At 37.1% G+C, this 15,295-nt stretch carries 14 protein-coding genes; 8 read left to right on the top strand and 6 right to left on the bottom strand.

The window, feature by feature from the left end; genetic code table 11:
• Positions 1-18: 18 nt before the first annotated feature.
• Genes EHQ31_RS00635 through EHQ31_RS00660 form a run of 6 tightly spaced genes read right to left on the bottom strand, consistent with a single transcriptional unit; the run spans position 19 to position 6,061 of the window.
• Complete coding sequence (locus EHQ31_RS00635; RefSeq protein ID WP_100742232.1) at positions 19-486, bottom strand: response regulator; 468 nt, start codon at positions 484-486, stop codon at positions 19-21.
• A 49-nt stretch (positions 487-535) separates the two neighbouring features.
• Positions 536-3,049 carry a glycogen/starch/alpha-glucan phosphorylase gene (locus EHQ31_RS00640; RefSeq protein ID WP_135570861.1) on the bottom strand — a complete coding sequence of 838 codons (2,514 nt, stop codon included), beginning with the start codon at positions 3,047-3,049 and terminating at the stop codon, positions 536-538.
• Positions 3,050-3,101: 52 nt separating this feature from the next.
• On the bottom strand, positions 3,102-3,566 hold the full coding sequence (locus EHQ31_RS00645; protein WP_135570863.1) for a DUF192 domain-containing protein: 465 nt from the start codon (positions 3,564-3,566) through the stop codon (positions 3,102-3,104).
• A gap of 3 nt (positions 3,567-3,569) precedes the next feature.
• A complete protein-coding gene (locus EHQ31_RS00650) occupies positions 3,570-4,340 on the bottom strand; it encodes an enoyl-CoA hydratase-related protein (RefSeq protein ID WP_135570865.1) in 771 nt (256 codons plus the stop codon).
• 11 nt (positions 4,341-4,351) lie between these two features.
• Positions 4,352-5,719 (bottom strand): PP2C family protein-serine/threonine phosphatase, encoded by a 1,368-nt coding sequence (locus EHQ31_RS00655; protein WP_135570867.1) that lies wholly within the window; start codon positions 5,717-5,719, stop codon positions 4,352-4,354.
• Complete coding sequence (locus EHQ31_RS00660; RefSeq protein ID WP_135570869.1) at positions 5,720-6,061, bottom strand: hypothetical protein; 342 nt, start codon at positions 6,059-6,061, stop codon at positions 5,720-5,722. It lies immediately after the preceding gene.
• Positions 6,062-6,080: 19 nt separating this feature from the next.
• Between EHQ31_RS00660 and EHQ31_RS00665 the strand changes: the two genes are divergently transcribed.
• The 8 genes from EHQ31_RS00665 (at position 6,081) to EHQ31_RS00700 (ending at position 15,292) form a co-directional block, all read left to right on the top strand.
• On the top strand, positions 6,081-7,106 hold the full coding sequence (locus tag EHQ31_RS00665) for a hypothetical protein (protein WP_135570870.1): 1,026 nt from the start codon (positions 6,081-6,083) through the stop codon (positions 7,104-7,106).
• Positions 7,066-8,394, top strand: coding sequence for a hypothetical protein (locus tag EHQ31_RS00670; protein ID WP_135570872.1), 1,329 nt, complete (start codon positions 7,066-7,068; stop codon positions 8,392-8,394). The genes EHQ31_RS00665 and EHQ31_RS00670 overlap by 41 nt, the downstream gene beginning before the upstream one ends.
• 99 nt (positions 8,395-8,493) lie before the next feature.
• Positions 8,494-10,239: a methyl-accepting chemotaxis protein gene (locus EHQ31_RS00675; protein WP_135570875.1), complete on the top strand. Its 1,746-nt coding sequence runs from the start codon at positions 8,494-8,496 to the stop codon at positions 10,237-10,239.
• Positions 10,240-10,246: 7 nt separating this feature from the next.
• A complete protein-coding gene (locus tag EHQ31_RS00680; RefSeq protein WP_244247224.1) occupies positions 10,247-10,750 on the top strand; it encodes a chemotaxis protein CheW in 504 nt (167 codons plus the stop codon).
• A gap of 4 nt (positions 10,751-10,754) precedes the next feature.
• Positions 10,755-12,638, top strand: coding sequence for a chemotaxis protein CheA (locus EHQ31_RS00685; RefSeq protein WP_135570877.1), 1,884 nt, complete (start codon positions 10,755-10,757; stop codon positions 12,636-12,638).
• On the top strand, positions 12,635-13,678 hold the full coding sequence (locus EHQ31_RS00690) for a protein-glutamate methylesterase/protein-glutamine glutaminase (protein ID WP_135570879.1): 1,044 nt from the start codon (positions 12,635-12,637) through the stop codon (positions 13,676-13,678). The genes EHQ31_RS00685 and EHQ31_RS00690 overlap by 4 nt, the downstream gene beginning before the upstream one ends.
• Positions 13,675-14,931, top strand: coding sequence for a sensor histidine kinase (locus tag EHQ31_RS00695; protein WP_135570881.1), 1,257 nt, complete (start codon positions 13,675-13,677; stop codon positions 14,929-14,931). The genes EHQ31_RS00690 and EHQ31_RS00695 overlap by 4 nt, the downstream gene beginning before the upstream one ends.
• A gap of 1 nt (position 14,932) precedes the next feature.
• Positions 14,933-15,292 carry a response regulator gene (locus tag EHQ31_RS00700; protein WP_135570883.1) on the top strand — a complete coding sequence of 120 codons (360 nt, stop codon included), beginning with the start codon at positions 14,933-14,935 and terminating at the stop codon, positions 15,290-15,292.
• Positions 15,293-15,295 lie beyond the last annotated feature (3 nt).

Here is a 15,295-nt window from a genome sequence, read left to right on the forward strand (position 1 = left end):
AGGAGAAATTGTTTTTTGTTACTGCCCGGATTCCAATTCGATGATGCGACGATTGAGGGCTTGGATGAGATGTTGGTTCTCCAAATTTTGACGGAACTTATCCAGTAAGTCTTTGATGTCTTTGGATAGTTCGTCAATGTTCCAAGGTTTTTCGACATACCGACTGAGTCCCCCGTTGTTGATAGCATAAATTGCGGAATCAAGTCCTGCCTGACCAGTCAGAAGGATTTTGATCGCATCGGGAAGGCGGTGGTGCACCTGTTCCAAAAATCGATCCCCTTTCATTCCAGGCATCACTTGGTCAGAAACAATCAACTCAACAATGTCGTTGCTACTGATGATTTCATCGATGAGGGAAAGTGCTTCTTCGGCACTGCTGGCAGTCTCGATGATATGGGATTCGCCAAATCGAGCCAGAAGTTGTTCCGCAAGCGTCTCCAATACCGATACTTCATCATCGACACATATAATATAACCTTTACTCATTTGGGACCCTTTCCTTGGAACAATACAACTCTGGTTCTTTTATGTCGATTCAGTTTTGTGGCAATTTGTAGATAGTTTTTGGAGGAACTGTGTCAAGGAGAGGGACCTTCCAGATCTCCTTAGCATACTCCCTGATGGTTCTATCCGAAGAAAATTTACCTGACCTGGCCACATTCAAAATGGATTTTTTGGTCCAAGTGGTTTTGTCCAAATAATCTCTCGCAACTAGGTTTTGGGTCTGGTCATAAGCATCAAAATCTGCCATAAGGAGATAATTGTCTGTATAATACAAACTATCATAAATGGGGCCAAAAATTCCCGGCTCAGCCATTGAGAAAAAATTCTCACGAATCATGAGAAGCACACGGTGGAGGTCATCATTTTTTTGGATGTAATCAGCAGGTTGGTATCCGGATTCTTTCAGACGAAAAACTTCTTCTGTATGAAGACCAAAGATATAAATATTTTCTTGTCCCACTTCTTCAAGAATTTCCACATTAGCACCGTCCAAGGTTCCGATAGTCAAAGCACCATTTAACATAAATTTCATGTTACTGGTTCCTGAGGCTTCGGTTCCTGCTGTGGAAATTTGTTCCGAAAGATCACTACCAGGGATAATTTTTTCGGCAAGGCTCACACGGTAGTTGGGTAAAAAAACCACTTTCAGTCGGTCAGCCACATCAGGATCTCGGTTGATGACCCAAGCCACATTGTTTATGAGTTTGATGATGAGTTTGGCCATATAATAACCAGGTGCCGCCTTCCCACCAAAGATCACGGTTCTTGGCGTTAATTCTCGTGTAGGATTTTCTTTGATTCGTCTATACAATGCAATCACACGTAAAATATTAAGAAGTTGGCGTTTGTATTCGTGGAAACGTTTGATTTGAACATCGATTAACGATTTCGAATCGATGGTAATTCCTGTTTCGCTTTTGATGAGTTTGGCCAATTCGTCTTTAGCAGTTTGTTTGACAACTCTCCAATCATTTTGGAAATCGAGATCATCCACAAAGGATTCCAATTTTTTTAAATTGTATAAATCGGTTGTAAAATCATTTCCGATTCGTTTAGAAATCAGGTTCGCCAAACTTGGATTTGATTGTAGTAACCATCGACGAGGAGTAATTCCATTAGTTTTGTTATTAAATTTTTCAGGGAATACTTTCGTAAAAGCTTGGAAAATAGTTTTTTTAATAAGTTCCGAATGTAACTCCGCAACTCCATTCACACGATATGATCCAATGACAGCTAAGTTTGCCATACGAATCCGTTTTTCCTTTCCTTCCTCAATGATACTCACTCTTTGGATTTCTTCATCCGATAAAATCCCTTTGTTTCGAACCTCAGATAGAAACCTATGGTTGATTTCATAAATGATCTCTAAATGCCTTGGCAAAAGTTTTTCAAAAAGTTCCACTCGCCATGTTTCCAAAGCTTCTGGCAAAACCGTATGGTTAGTATAAGAAAAAACTTTCGTGACAATCTCCCATGCGGGTTCCCAATCCATCTCTTCGTTATCGAGAAAAATTCGCATTAGTTCTGCAATCCCAATGCTTGGGTGAGTATCATTCAATTGGATGGCAACATAGTTAGGAAGTTCTTTCAGATTTTGTGTTGATTCACGATACTGAATTAAAATATCTTGGAGAGAAGCACAAACCATAAAGTATTGTTGTTTGAGTCTTAGCACCTTTCCTTGTTCGGTGGTGTCATTGGGATACAATACTTTGGAAATATTTTCGGAAATGGATTTGTCTTGAACGGCTTTCATATAATCGCCGTGGTTAAAATAATCTAAATTAAATTCTTCTGAAGATTTTGCAGCCCAAAGCCTTAAATAGTTCACCGTACTCGTGTTAAATCCTGGAATCGGATAATCATGTGCAGAAGCTAGAACCGTTTCATCGGGAACCCAATCGTGTTGGATTTTTCCTTTCCCTGAAACCCTAGTTTCTGTATGACCAAAAAAACCAACCGAAAAAGAAATATCGGAACGCACTACTTCATAAGGAACCCCATCCGCATCCCAGTGGTCGGGCATTTCCAATTGACTTCCATTGGCGATGATTTGGTTAAAAATTCCATAGTCATAACGAATTCCATAACCAAATCCAGGGACATTCAGAGTGGCCATCGAATCTAAAAAACAAGCAGCAAGCCTACCAAGGCCACCGTTGCCAAGTCCCGCATCGGTTTCAAATTCTAAAACATCCGTGAGTTCAAAACCAATTCCTCGAAGCATCACTTGGATTGTTTCGTATAACCCAAGATTGATGAGAGCATTCATAAGAGTGCGACCCATTAAAAATTCTAAAGAAAAATAAAACACACGTTTTGGATTTTCATTCCTGTAACGTTCATGTGTGACATTCAATCGATCGATTAAAAAGTCTCTGATGGTATGTCCCAGTGCTTTGTAGATATCTTCGTTTTTAAGATTAAATCTGTTTTTGCCAATGGTATATTCCAAATGGTGGGCAAATTGTTTTTCCATCGAAGCCAGATCGGCTTTTTGTTCTTCTGATAAGAGGGTAATTAAACGAGGATTATTGACAACCATGCTAAAGGATGGTAAGGAACCTCAGAAATAGATTCAAGTAAAAAGAGAAAATTTAGTCGCGGGCGCTGATCTTTCTTTCCAAAGTAAGAACTGCATCTTTTCCAATTTTATGTTTGGCGAACCAACCTTGGTTGACTTCCAAAGCATACATTGCCGGTTTCCTTGCATTATATACTTCTTCGGTTTGGTTGGGTTTCATATCGAATGATTCTAAAAGTCGCATATCTTCTGAAAAATAACCAATCGACAAAGGGATGAGAGTGTTCTTCATCCAAAAACTTAAATAATCAGGACGAGGAAAAACAAATAACATCCCTTCGTCTTCCCCAAGTTTTGTGCGATACATAAGTCCTGTCGCTCTTGTTGAAGGAGTGTTGGCAATTTCTAATTTTAAAACGCGATCAGCCACACTCCCAAAAAGAACCTCGGGAGTGTTTGTTTGCGACGGATAGGATTCTGCTTGTTTACAAACAGAAAAACTAAGTAAAACGAGTAGAATTCCTATCCGTGTTTTCATAGATTAACCTTTGAAATTTGGTTTCCTTTTTTCGAGGAAAGCCGAAAGACCTTCTTTCGTTTCTTCGTCGGCAAACCTTCCGCCAAAAAGTTGTTTTTCCCATTCCAATCCACGTTCCATATTGGTTTCTAAACCTTGGCGAATAGCAGTTTTTGCCGCCTTGATTGCGTTAGGTCCACGAGATAAAATGGTAGAAAGAGTTTTTTCCGATTCGTTTAATAATTCGGCTGGGTCGACCACCTTATTGATTAGGCCAAGCCTATATCCTTCATCGGCAGAAATCATATCCCCAGATAAAATCAGTTCGGTGGCTCTTCCCACTCCAATGAGTCTTGGAAGTCTTTGGGACCCACCAAATCCAGGTAACAAACCAAGTGTCACTTCTGGTAAACCTAACTTGGCCGAGGCTACCGCATAACGAATATCACATGCCATAGCTAATTCCATTCCCCCACCTAAACAAAATCCATTGATGGCAGCGATAGAAATTAGATTTGATAACTCCATTTTTCTAAAAACAGTTTGTCCAAGCTCTGAAAATGCCTGTCCTTCGCGGACATTGAACTCTTTCATTTTAGCAATGTCTGCACCGGCAACAAAAGCTTTTCCTTCTCCGGTAAGAATGAATCCTCGCACTGCTGGATTGGATTCCAATTCTTCCACCATTTCACCAATTTGGGTGATCACTACGTCGTTCAGTGCATTCAGGGCTTCTGGCCTTTTGATGGTAACAAGAGCAAAATTGGATTTAATTTGAATCTCTAAAAAAGACAAATGATTTCTCCTTATTCTTCTACTTCTAATATAAGAAACATAGTGTCATCAGAAAAACTATCGAGTCCGTAGTTGGTTTTCAATTCTGTGAGTAAACTTAGTTCCAGTTCTTTGATATTAGAACTTTGTCTATGTCGATTGAGAAGGGCAAGTAGGCCTTCTGTTCCTAAAGAGTTTCCTTCTGGATCTGTTGATTCAATAAGCCCGTCTGTATAAATAAAAAAGCGATCTCCTGGGGCAATGGGCATTGTTTTTTCCGCGATGGGCGGGATTTTAATATTGAAACCTAGAATCGCACCTTGCGTTTCTAACTCTTGAAAGTCCTCCCCTTTGTGCGCCAAAATTAAATAGGGATGGCCTGCATTTCCTAGGGTTAATTTTTTTTCGATAAAATCAAAAAATAAATAAATGGCTGAGGCATGGTATTTGTTTAAGTCATGTGCCAAACGATCATCTAAATAATCCATAAGTTTGGCTGGCGCTGTTTTAAAACGATAAGGAATGGTGGAAACAAGAACCTTCATGATGGACGCAACCATCGCAGAAGAAATCCCGTGACCCGCCACATCCGTTAAAAAAACTCCAACGTTTCCTTCCCTAAGTTGTACAAAATCAAAGAAGTCACCACCAATGACATTGGGACTTTTTCGATAATAGGTAAAAGCCAAACTCGGAATTTTGATATTCCCAGGAAAGAGTGCATCTTGTACTTTTTTTGCCAGTTCCAATTCGTGTAACATAAATCTTCTTTCTTCCGAAAGATTGTACATGTCTGTTGTGTCTTTTCGTTTGTTTAAAACAAAAATGGTTCCGAGAGTGGCACTGCCCCAATACACTAAAATCAAAAAGTATTTACTAAAAAAAGAAAACTGATCGGAAACAGAAGGAGGTAAATTATAAATATAAATAATATGTAATATAGAAAAATAAGAAGCACTCAAAATACATGCCTTGGGATCAAGTCTTGTGCTATACAATAGAATGGGAAAAATAAATGACATAAGATACGCATTTAATAAATAAAAACTCCCAAGGGATGGGAAGGAATGCATACCCAAAATAAAAACTATATAAACTAAACCATCACCTACAAATCCGCTAAAGTAAATCACTCGCTGGATGGGAATACTCTTCGTATAAAATTGCAAAAGTAAGACCAACCTAGCAATTGTTACACCAAGCAAATAAGGCAAAATTTGCATTTTAATTTCAGAAAACGGTGGGGCTATTAGTAAAGAGTAAACAATGAGATGGGTGATAAAAATATAATAAGTATATTCTTTATCATAACGGGCTTCTACTAACTTTAAAATTTCCCATTCTGATCTTGTTGGTTTTCGAAAGATTTCTTTAAAGTATAAATAAAAGGAACGTGTCAATCAGGGTTCTCCCCATACCAAAGTTTGGATCTCAGATCCATTCAAGGTGATGGTGAAAGCTTTTCCGGAATCCAAATACTTGTCCATTTGATTCGCAAGTTCGAATGCTTTTTTCTCATCTTCCATTCGGAAGAAAAAAGGGTGAGAAAGGGCTTTATAATTGTAGGGAAATCGTTCAGATACGATAAGATTCACCCTGTAATGGTCAGGCCTTCTCTCCATCACAATATGAGACACTTCTTTTCTAGTTAAAATCCGAACATCAGGTCGTAAATTCCACGGGTTGATTTCGGCGAAAAGGATTCCTGGTAAAAAAAAGCATAGACCAACAAATCCTTTCATATAGAAATACAATCGGCAAATGCGATCGAATCCTTACCTCATATCCCTCTTTCTTTTCCTTTTTTGGGTCTGTACACCCACATCGTTTTCCCTTCCAGAAAATCCTTACGCCGATTGGGCAAAGGATAATATCGGCTTACAGGAAAAGAACCTTCCTGCCTTAGATGGCAATTGGAATACAAGAGTTTATCCTTTGGATTCAAATCGATTGGACACACTCATTGCGATCAATGCCATCGACGAAATCACAGATGTTCCCAAACCTACCAAAGATTTATCCCCTTGGGAAAAAGAATTAAACCAAATCTTCCAATTAATGCCAAAAGAATTGAATGCACTTACCAACTCTCTTGTGTACGGAATATATTTTGTCACCGATTTAGGTTCTACCGGACTTACGGGAATCGTGAGAAATAAAGAAGGAAAACCCATTGGAGGAATTATTTTCTTAGATTCCAATTTGTTAATGGATGGTAGTAATGATTGGGCAACAAAAAAAGAAGCTACGGCTTTTTTACCTTCCAAAGATCATTCTATTCGAGTCCATTTAGATGATACGAATTCCAAACAAATAACTCTACGTTTTATCATCTTACACGAATTAGGTCATATTGTATCAATTGTCCAAGGACAGGCACCTGATTTTTCGGAAACCCAAAGAGATTTTAGAAAATTTCCTCTCTACGATGGAATCTGGTGGTCGGAAACCTATTCACCCTATGAAGCCACTTTTTTTCCCGAAAGATACAAAATTAAATTTTACCAAAGTGCCCCGACTCTTTCTTTATTTCCAGAAGGAAAACTCATCTATAAAAAACTAACCAATACCGGGTTTGTATCTTTATATGCTGCCACAAATGCAGATGATACCTATGCAGAAGCCTTTGCACAGTATGCACATGTTTATTTATACAAAAATGAATATAAGGTAATTCTCACTTCCAATGGAATTTCGGAAACTTTATTACATGATCCAATTCGAAAAGAAGGAGGAAGAAGGTTTCGTGAAACATTCCAAACTATTTTTGCAAATCAAAATCTTTAGTTTTTTATTTTTGATTTGTACTGTTTTTTTTCCTCTTAGTTCGGAACCTATTTCCAACGATACAAAACCACTCCTCATTGAAACCAATACAGAAATTGTTTCTGACTTTTTATGGCGTGGAAATTCTTTTGCAGGGGAAGCTGAAAACAGAAGGAATGGTGCCACATACCAAAGTTTTACTTATGCCCCAGCTCTCCAACCTAGTATCAATGTTTGGTCGCCAGAAAAAAAATTCCAATGGTCTCTATTTGGAAATTTTCAATTAACAAATAGAAACGATATAGACTCTGATAAAAGAATTTTTCAATCCAAGCCAGGTGGTGTTGGTCCTTCGTACTTGGGTGAAGACACAATTTTCTATGATCCTTATGGCCAAGATCCATGTGTTCGTTCCGTCCAAGAAAGAATCTCAAACGCTGGGGAAGGAACCGATCCGTGTATGGGTTATAGCCCAAGTGGCGGTTATGGTCCCAAAAAAGAACCAAATGGAAATAAAAGATCCGATGGAATGTTTTTTTCCATGAGTTATCATTTTGATCCCAGCAAGTTTGGTGATTTCGCAGTGGGAATTTGGTTTTATAATACATTTCAAAAAACACCCAGCTCACTACTTTCGCCAAACACACAAAAACAAAATCCGTATGTTTCCGGTGGACCAAATAACACACAGAATGCGAATAATCCAGATGCCATCACTAGACTTGTTTGGCATGAGTATTTTTTACAATGGAAACTCCCTTTTCTAAAAATAGTGAAACCCACCCTTTCCTACTACACCCAATACTCTACCGAAAATGGGGGACTGCTTGCAGGCAAAAATTATCTTTCGTTAAGTGCCTATTATACTTTTCGAGAAGAAGAATTTTTTAGAATTATGCCTCATTTCAATTTAGGTTATGCAATGAGTAATAATGCCGTTGATAATAGAAACGGAATCCAAGATATTACAACCTCTACTTCTTTTTTCTTTGGGGACTTTTTTATCAAACTATCACATATCTTTCGTCCCGATCTCTACCTTTGGGATACAAATAATTACTATGGATATGCGGGAGGAGATCCAAACAAAGCAAATTGGAACCGAAGTTCTGAAGATGGGAAGGTAACCAATCCTTCACGGATTTATGGTGCGTACAATACCTCAATCTTAAACACCATCGAACAGATAAACACTGGGAATTCCCTAGCTGACGCAATTGCAAAAACTTGGCTGAGAGAAGCCTATACCTTACAAAAAATCCCAGCTCATTTATTCTATGTTAGCTTAGGTTATTCTAAAACTTTTTAGTTCTTTTTTGACTGTTTTGTTTTTTATAATTTAATATTAGGAAAGACTTGACTAAGCCAATTCATGAATTAGAATTCCGTCCACCTCTAGGGGAAAACTATGAAATGGATTCATGATCTTAAAATTCGAGTCAAATTACTTTTGGCTTTTATGGTAACGATTCTTTTGATGATTGTTGTAGCAAGTGCCAGTTTTTATTCAGCACGTCAAATTTTAGCATCGCTTCACACAGTCTTTGAAGATCGTGTTGTGCCAATCAGCCAAATCAAAGAAGTATCAGATGCTTACCTGATTGGAATTGTAGATTCAGCCAATAAAGTCCGGGCCAAAAAGATCACCGTCGAGGAAGCTCTCGGATCCATTCGAGAATCCGAAACAAAGGCAGATGAAATATGGAAGGTATATTTAGGAACCTATCTTGTCCCTGAAGAAAAAGCGATCATTGATCAGATGGAAAAAGAATTTCCACCACTCAAAGCTGGCGTCAAACAACTTCGCATCCTATTAGAAACACGAAACGAAGCAGAATTAGAAAAGTTTGTTACCGTTGATATGTATCCTATCTTTGAGCCACTCACCAATCACTTAGATGATTTGATCCGAGTGCAATTAAAAGTGGCAAAAGAAGAATATCATAAATCTGAGGCACATTTCGAAAGCTCTCTAGCGATAGTCACCACCGTAGTGATCATTTCATTTATATTGGTATTTGTCATCGCTATCTTTTTTTCAGACTCAATCGCTGCTCCTATGAAAAAAATTGTAGAAGTGGCACAAACAGTTTCCATTGGAGATCTTGATGTCAATTTAGAAACAAAACATAGAACTCAGAATACAAAAAACTTAGAAGGCAATGAAATCCAACAGCTCTCTCAAGCTTTTATGGAACTTGTTTCTTTTATCAAAGAACGTGCTGAACACTTAGAAAGAATCGCTAATTCAGATCTCAGTGCCGATGTCACACTTAAATCAGAACGTGACCAATTGGGGTTAAGTTTACGAAGAATGCTGATCAATTTATCCGATGTTGTGGAAAAATTATTTTTTACTTCGCAAGAGGTGGATTTAGGTGCCCAACAATTAGCTGATGCAAGCACTTCGCTTTCGGAAGCAGCTAGCGAACAAGCAAGTGCGGTAGAAGAAATTTCAGCTACTCTCACAGAAATCAGCAATAGTTTTCTTTCCAATGCTGAAAATGCTGAAAGAATGACAGAATTTTCAGAATCGACCGCAAAACAAGCATTAGAAGGTAATACCAAAATGAAGGATTTGGTCTCAGCAATGGGAGAAATCAGTTACTCTTTTGATCAAATTTCAAAAATCAACAAAGTCATTAACGATATTGCATTCCAAACCAACATCCTAGCACTCAATGCAGCAGTCGAAGCAGCAAGAGCAGGACAACATGGAAAAGGATTTGCAGTGGTTGCGGAAGAAGTAAGAAATCTGGCTCAAAAAAGTGCAAATGCGGCCGACGAAACAACATTACTGATCGAATCTTCGATGAAAAAAGTAAAACTTGGAAATGAAGCCACCGAAAAAACTGCAGAAGTTCTTGGTAAAATCTCTGACAGCGCAGAAAATGTAAGTAATCTTACAAAAGAATTAGCATTGTCCATCCACGAACAAAAATCGGCAGTTTTACAAATCACTCAAGGAATAGACCAGGTAACGACCGTAACATCAACAACAGCTGCATCGGCAGAAGAAGTAGCTGCTTCCAGCGAAACTTTGAAACGCCAAGTGGAAATTATGCGATCTATCATCATGAGTTTTAAGTTAAAGGAAGATACTTCTAAATCGACAGCCCTCACTCGGGTGGAAAGGCCAAGAATCATTTTATAGGTCTATTATGAGCCAGAATTTAAATTCATGGGACATGAACGCAGACGAAGATACAATGAAGGATCTGTATCTTTGTTTTAGCTTGGAGGATAGGGACTATGCTTTTGAAGTCCGCCATCTAACAGAGATACTTGCCCTTCCTACAATAACTACAATTCCAGGCACGGCTCTTTTTTTAAAAGGTGTCATCAATATTCGAGGTAAAATTATCCCAGTTATGGATGTTCGTCTTCGTTTTGATATGTCTTTTAAACCTTATCACGAAAGAACCTGTGTATTACTTGTAGAACTAGATGGACTTCCCCTTGGTTTGATTGTTGATAAAGTAAACGATGTCTTACGAATCCCAACAGAAAATATAGACTTAGCACCGAAAATCGGCGAATCAAAATCTTCAAGATTTATTTATGCAACGGGAAGAGTTGGTGATTCAGTTAAAATTCTCATTAACTTACAAAGGTTACTCACAGAAGAAGAAACCGTCTTAATTAAGGACATTCCGGGAAATTAATTTCATGGAAAGAGATGATGTATTAGAATACTTACTGGAAGCCAGAGAAACTCTTGAAAGTATCGAAAAGGAACTACTCCATTTCGAAAAATCAACGTTAGATGGCAGCCTAGTAGATCGTGAACTTCTTGATACTTTATTTCGACATTTTCATACCATCAAAGGAAGTTCTGGTTTCTTTGGATTAACGGCAATTGTGAAAATAGCCCATGCAGCAGAAAATCTTTTAGATTATTTAAGAAACAATCCTGATGCGCAGGATGAAGACACCTTAGAATATTTAATCACAGCCCTTGACCATTTAAATGAACTCGTTGAACACGAAGAGAATTCTCCGACAGGAGGTGGTTTTTTCAATGTTTTACAAACTCAATTTTTAGAGAAATTAAACGAAAAAAATGAAGTGATTCGTGTAAGGCAAACGCAAACAACAGAAACAGCAAAGACAAACCAATCGGAACCCGAATTTGGTTTGTTTCAAAATACGACAAGTCACAATAACCAAAAAGTAGAAGAGTTTGGTTTATTTATAGAAAAATCAGAAACAGATGGCAAAGAGGAGTTTGGATTATTTACGGATGATTCAATTTCAACACCAAATGAAGAGTTTGGTTTATTCATTAAATCTGATGTAATCTTTAAAAAAAATATAATTCAAAAACCAGAAGAGAATCTCAAAACAGAAAAAAAATCTATCATCAAAAAAGACATCCGCATTGATACAGATAAACTAGATTCTCTCCTCGACATCGTCGGCGAAATTGTGATCACAGAACCTATGGTAACGGATCATCCCGATATCACAAAACTGAAACTGGAGAACTTTCAAAAGACAGCCCTCCAATTAAAAAAATTAATTAGGAACCTTCAAGAAATTACACTGAGCTTACGTATGGTTCCTATTGCAGGAATCTTCTCTCGTATGGAACGCCTTGTAAGAGATACTGCAAAAAAAACAGGGAAACAGGTAAACCTGGTTATTTCTGGCGAAGATACAGAAATTGATAAATCCATCATCGAAGAAATGTATGATCCCCTCGTCCATATTTTACGAAATGCCATTGATCATGGATTAGAAACTCCCGAAGAAAGGAAAGAGGCCGGCAAACAGCCGCAAGGTACAATTCAACTAACAGCAACACAGTCTGGAAAAGAAGTTTGGATTGAAGTTCGAGATGATGGAAAAGGTCTGAGTCGAGAAAAGATATTGAATAAAGCAATTTCTCTAGGACTACTTAGTCGTTCTGATTCAGAAATTTTGGAAGATAAAGAAATTTGGGAGTTTTTATTTCACCCTGGATTTTCAACAGCTAAAGAAGTAACTGACCTTTCAGGAAGAGGAGTTGGATTGGATGTTGTTAGAAAAAATGTAACAACTCTCAAAGGATTTGTAGATGTATTTTCTATCTATGGCCAAGGAACTACATTTCTTATTCGAGTGCCATTAACACTCGCTATTATTGAAGGGTTAGTGGTTCGCAAATCTGATACATATTTCATTTTACCTTCAATTGATGTGAAAGAATCTATGTATCTGGTTAACGAACCTATCAACGAGTTATATAATAACAATCATAGTATACAGTACAGAACGAATCAAATTTCAATAGTAGACATAAACTTATTGTTTGGAAAAGATTCAGAATTAAATAATCAAAGATCTCTTAAAGAAAAATACTTGATCGTTACAGAATCACACGAAAAACAATTGGGTATTGTTTTTGATGAAATCCTTGGGAACCAATCCATTGTGATTAAACCTATTTCCCCTATTTTCAAAAACATCAATGGCCTTGCTGGTTGCACAATTCTCGGGAATGGACATGCAGGTCTTATTTTGGATGTGAGAAAATTAATTAGCCAACATTTATCTTCGGTTACTATATGAAAAAACACACTGTCATCGTTGTGGATGACCAAAAGTCTGTGCGAAGTATGATCAAACGTTGGATTGAATCCGATCCAAACTGGGAAGTTATAGGAGAAGCTAACAATCCCTACGAGGCAAGGGATTTAATTATAGAAAAACAGCCGGAGGTAATGACATTAGATGTTCATATGCCGGGTATGGACGGCATTGTTTTTCTTAAAAAACTCCTACCACAATACCCAATGCCAGTCATTATGTTTAGTTCTTCCACAACTGAAGGAGCGGGAATTACATTAGAAGCTTTAGAAGCTGGGGCATTTGATTATGTAACTAAACCAATAGGTACACAAGAAAGTTTAGTAGAAGCAAAAGAAGACTTAATTTCAAAACTATATGAAAGTTTAAATTACAATGTTTCGCCATCGGCTAATTCCCAAAAAACAAATTCATTTGATTCAAATTACAAAAGATCAAAACCAACATTTAAACGAAAATTTATATTGATAGGCTCTTCAACAGGTGGAACCACCGCTTTACGAAAATTATTGGATGAGGTAGATGAAACTTTTCCACCAATACTCATAGCACAACACATGCCAGAAAATTTCACCGCTTTATTTGCACAAAGACTCAATTCTGATTTGAAGGTTCATGTTAAAGAAGCTAAAGACAAAGAAATTTTACAAAAAGGAAATGTCTATATCGCCCCAGGAAACTACCATTTAGGAATTCAAAAACTTGGCAATGACCACTACACTCGCATTTTTCAAACTGACAAAAAAAATGGGCACCGACCCTCAGTGGATGTTTTGTTTGAATCAGCCGCAGAACAAGACTTAGCTTGTGAATGTATAGGAATCATACTTACCGGAATGGGCAGTGATGGTGCAACTGGACTATTAAAGCTCAAAAACAAAGGTTGCCTTACTATAGGTCAGAACAAAGAGTCATGTGTGGTTTATGGAATGCCTAAGGTAGCCTATGAATTAGGAGCGGTTACCTACCAGGTTCCGCTCGAAGAAATGATAGAAAAAATCAAGGAAATAGCATCATTATGATTCCGCATTGTCTATTATTAGAAAGCAAAAACACTAAACCAATTGCGGACTTGCTAAAAGAAATTAGCTACACCTTTGAAAGAGTAAACCAATTTGAAGAAATCTCCAAAACCTTAGAACAAGGAAAATTTCATTTTTTAATTTTCCATGCTAATGATCTAATCAACGAAAATGACCCAAAAAAGCTTTCCGAGTTAACAACAGACTTTCCACAAACCTTAATTATTTTAATTACCGATACATCCCAATGGGACCTAACTGCTTCTCTTTTAAAAAGACATTCAGTTTATGATTTTATTCAAACACCAGTTGATGCAGACCTCCTTAAATTTACATTGGATCGTTCATTTTTATACCTATCAACCAAACTGAAATCTCAATTTTTAAACGATGCAGAAAACAATTTGTACAAACGGATGGTTGAAATCTTCGATTGGAAAAAATCGATTTCTCACAAAGAAAACGAAAACATTGCGGCAGACATTATTCACCAAATGAATATTAACTTATTTCAAGGAAGTGGAATTGGCACATTAATGAGTGTAGTTAGTATTTTGATTTCCAAAAGTAAATTAGACCAAGAAGAAAAAAATTACACAATCCCCAAACCAGTAATGGACTTACTTTCGGAAAACTACGAAGCGGCCAAGAGTATGTTTGATAGTATGTCAATTTCACAGTCAATAATAGACGATGAAGGAAAAGTAAATAGAAAAGAATCTCCAACAAAACTTCTTCCCATTATAGAAAGTGAACTGAAAAACTTAAGCGAAGCGCTCAGTATCAAAGCTCAGAAAATCAATTTAAGCCAGATTCCAATTTCAGCCGCTGGAAAAAAAATTTGGTTAGATGAAACAAAACTCTCTTATGTTATTCGCGAAGTATTATTGAATGCAATTAAATATTCTAAAGAACAAGATATAATTTATTTAATTTTCTTTCAAAAAGAAAATTTCTTAGAATTAAAAGTAATTAACCCAGCTTACCAAAATGATGACGGTACAAACGGTATACCAGAAAAATTCGAATCCTTCGTTTTCGAACCATTTTTTAGAATTTCATCTGTAGTAGATGATAGTTATGCGAAATTTGAACAATTTAGATTTGGACTAGGATTACCTCTGGTCAAAAAAATTATGGACCAACACCAAGCCAATGTACAAATTTATAATATAGAAAATAACTTTAGAAACGAAAACACAAATGATATATGTTTAACAATTCGATTTCCATTACTAGAAGAGGAGAATTAAAATGGCAAAAATACTCACAGTGGACGACGCACCAGCTGTATTAAAAATATTAAACTTGGTGTTAACAACAGAAGGTCACGAAGTAACCGCGGCAACTAACGGAACTGAAGCACTTCAAAAGATTGAAAATTCAAGTTTCGACATAGGGATTTTTGATGTTAATATGCCTGGAATGACAGGGATTGAATTAACGGAAAAAACTTTAAAAACTGAAAATGGGAAATCCATGAAAATCGTAATGTTAACTACTGAATCTAGCGAAGAAATGAAAAATAAAGGTAAAGCCGCTGGAGCCGTAGGATGGCTAGTGAAACCTTTTGCCAACGAATCACTGATCAAATTAATTTCTCAATTAGTTTAAATG

The organism is Leptospira montravelensis, assembly GCF_004770045.1.
GTDB lineage: Bacteria > Spirochaetota > Leptospiria > Leptospirales > Leptospiraceae > Leptospira_A > Leptospira_A montravelensis.

What these genes read in the sequence shown, in the direction of transcription:
- EHQ31_RS00635 (WP_100742232.1), bottom strand. Translation starts at nt 486, where the DNA reads ATGAGTAAAGGTTATATTATATGTGTCGATGATGAAGTATCGGTATTG.
- EHQ31_RS00640 (WP_135570861.1), bottom strand. Translation starts at nt 3,049, where the DNA reads ATGGTTGTCAATAATCCTCGTTTAATTACCCTCTTATCAGAAGAACAA.
- EHQ31_RS00645 (WP_135570863.1), bottom strand. Translation starts at nt 3,566, where the DNA reads ATGAAAACACGGATAGGAATTCTACTCGTTTTACTTAGTTTTTCTGTT.
- EHQ31_RS00660 (WP_135570869.1), bottom strand. Translation starts at nt 6,061, where the DNA reads ATGAAAGGATTTGTTGGTCTATGCTTTTTTTTACCAGGAATCCTTTTC.
- EHQ31_RS00665 (WP_135570870.1), top strand. Translation starts at nt 6,081, where the DNA reads ATGCGATCGAATCCTTACCTCATATCCCTCTTTCTTTTCCTTTTTTGG.
- EHQ31_RS00675 (WP_135570875.1), top strand. Translation starts at nt 8,494, where the DNA reads ATGAAATGGATTCATGATCTTAAAATTCGAGTCAAATTACTTTTGGCT.
- EHQ31_RS00680 (WP_244247224.1), top strand. Translation starts at nt 10,247, where the DNA reads ATGAGCCAGAATTTAAATTCATGGGACATGAACGCAGACGAAGATACA.
- EHQ31_RS00685 (WP_135570877.1), top strand. Translation starts at nt 10,755, where the DNA reads ATGGAAAGAGATGATGTATTAGAATACTTACTGGAAGCCAGAGAAACT.
- EHQ31_RS00690 (WP_135570879.1), top strand. Translation starts at nt 12,635, where the DNA reads ATGAAAAAACACACTGTCATCGTTGTGGATGACCAAAAGTCTGTGCGA.
- EHQ31_RS00695 (WP_135570881.1), top strand. Translation starts at nt 13,675, where the DNA reads ATGATTCCGCATTGTCTATTATTAGAAAGCAAAAACACTAAACCAATT.
- EHQ31_RS00700 (WP_135570883.1), top strand. Translation starts at nt 14,933, where the DNA reads ATGGCAAAAATACTCACAGTGGACGACGCACCAGCTGTATTAAAAATA.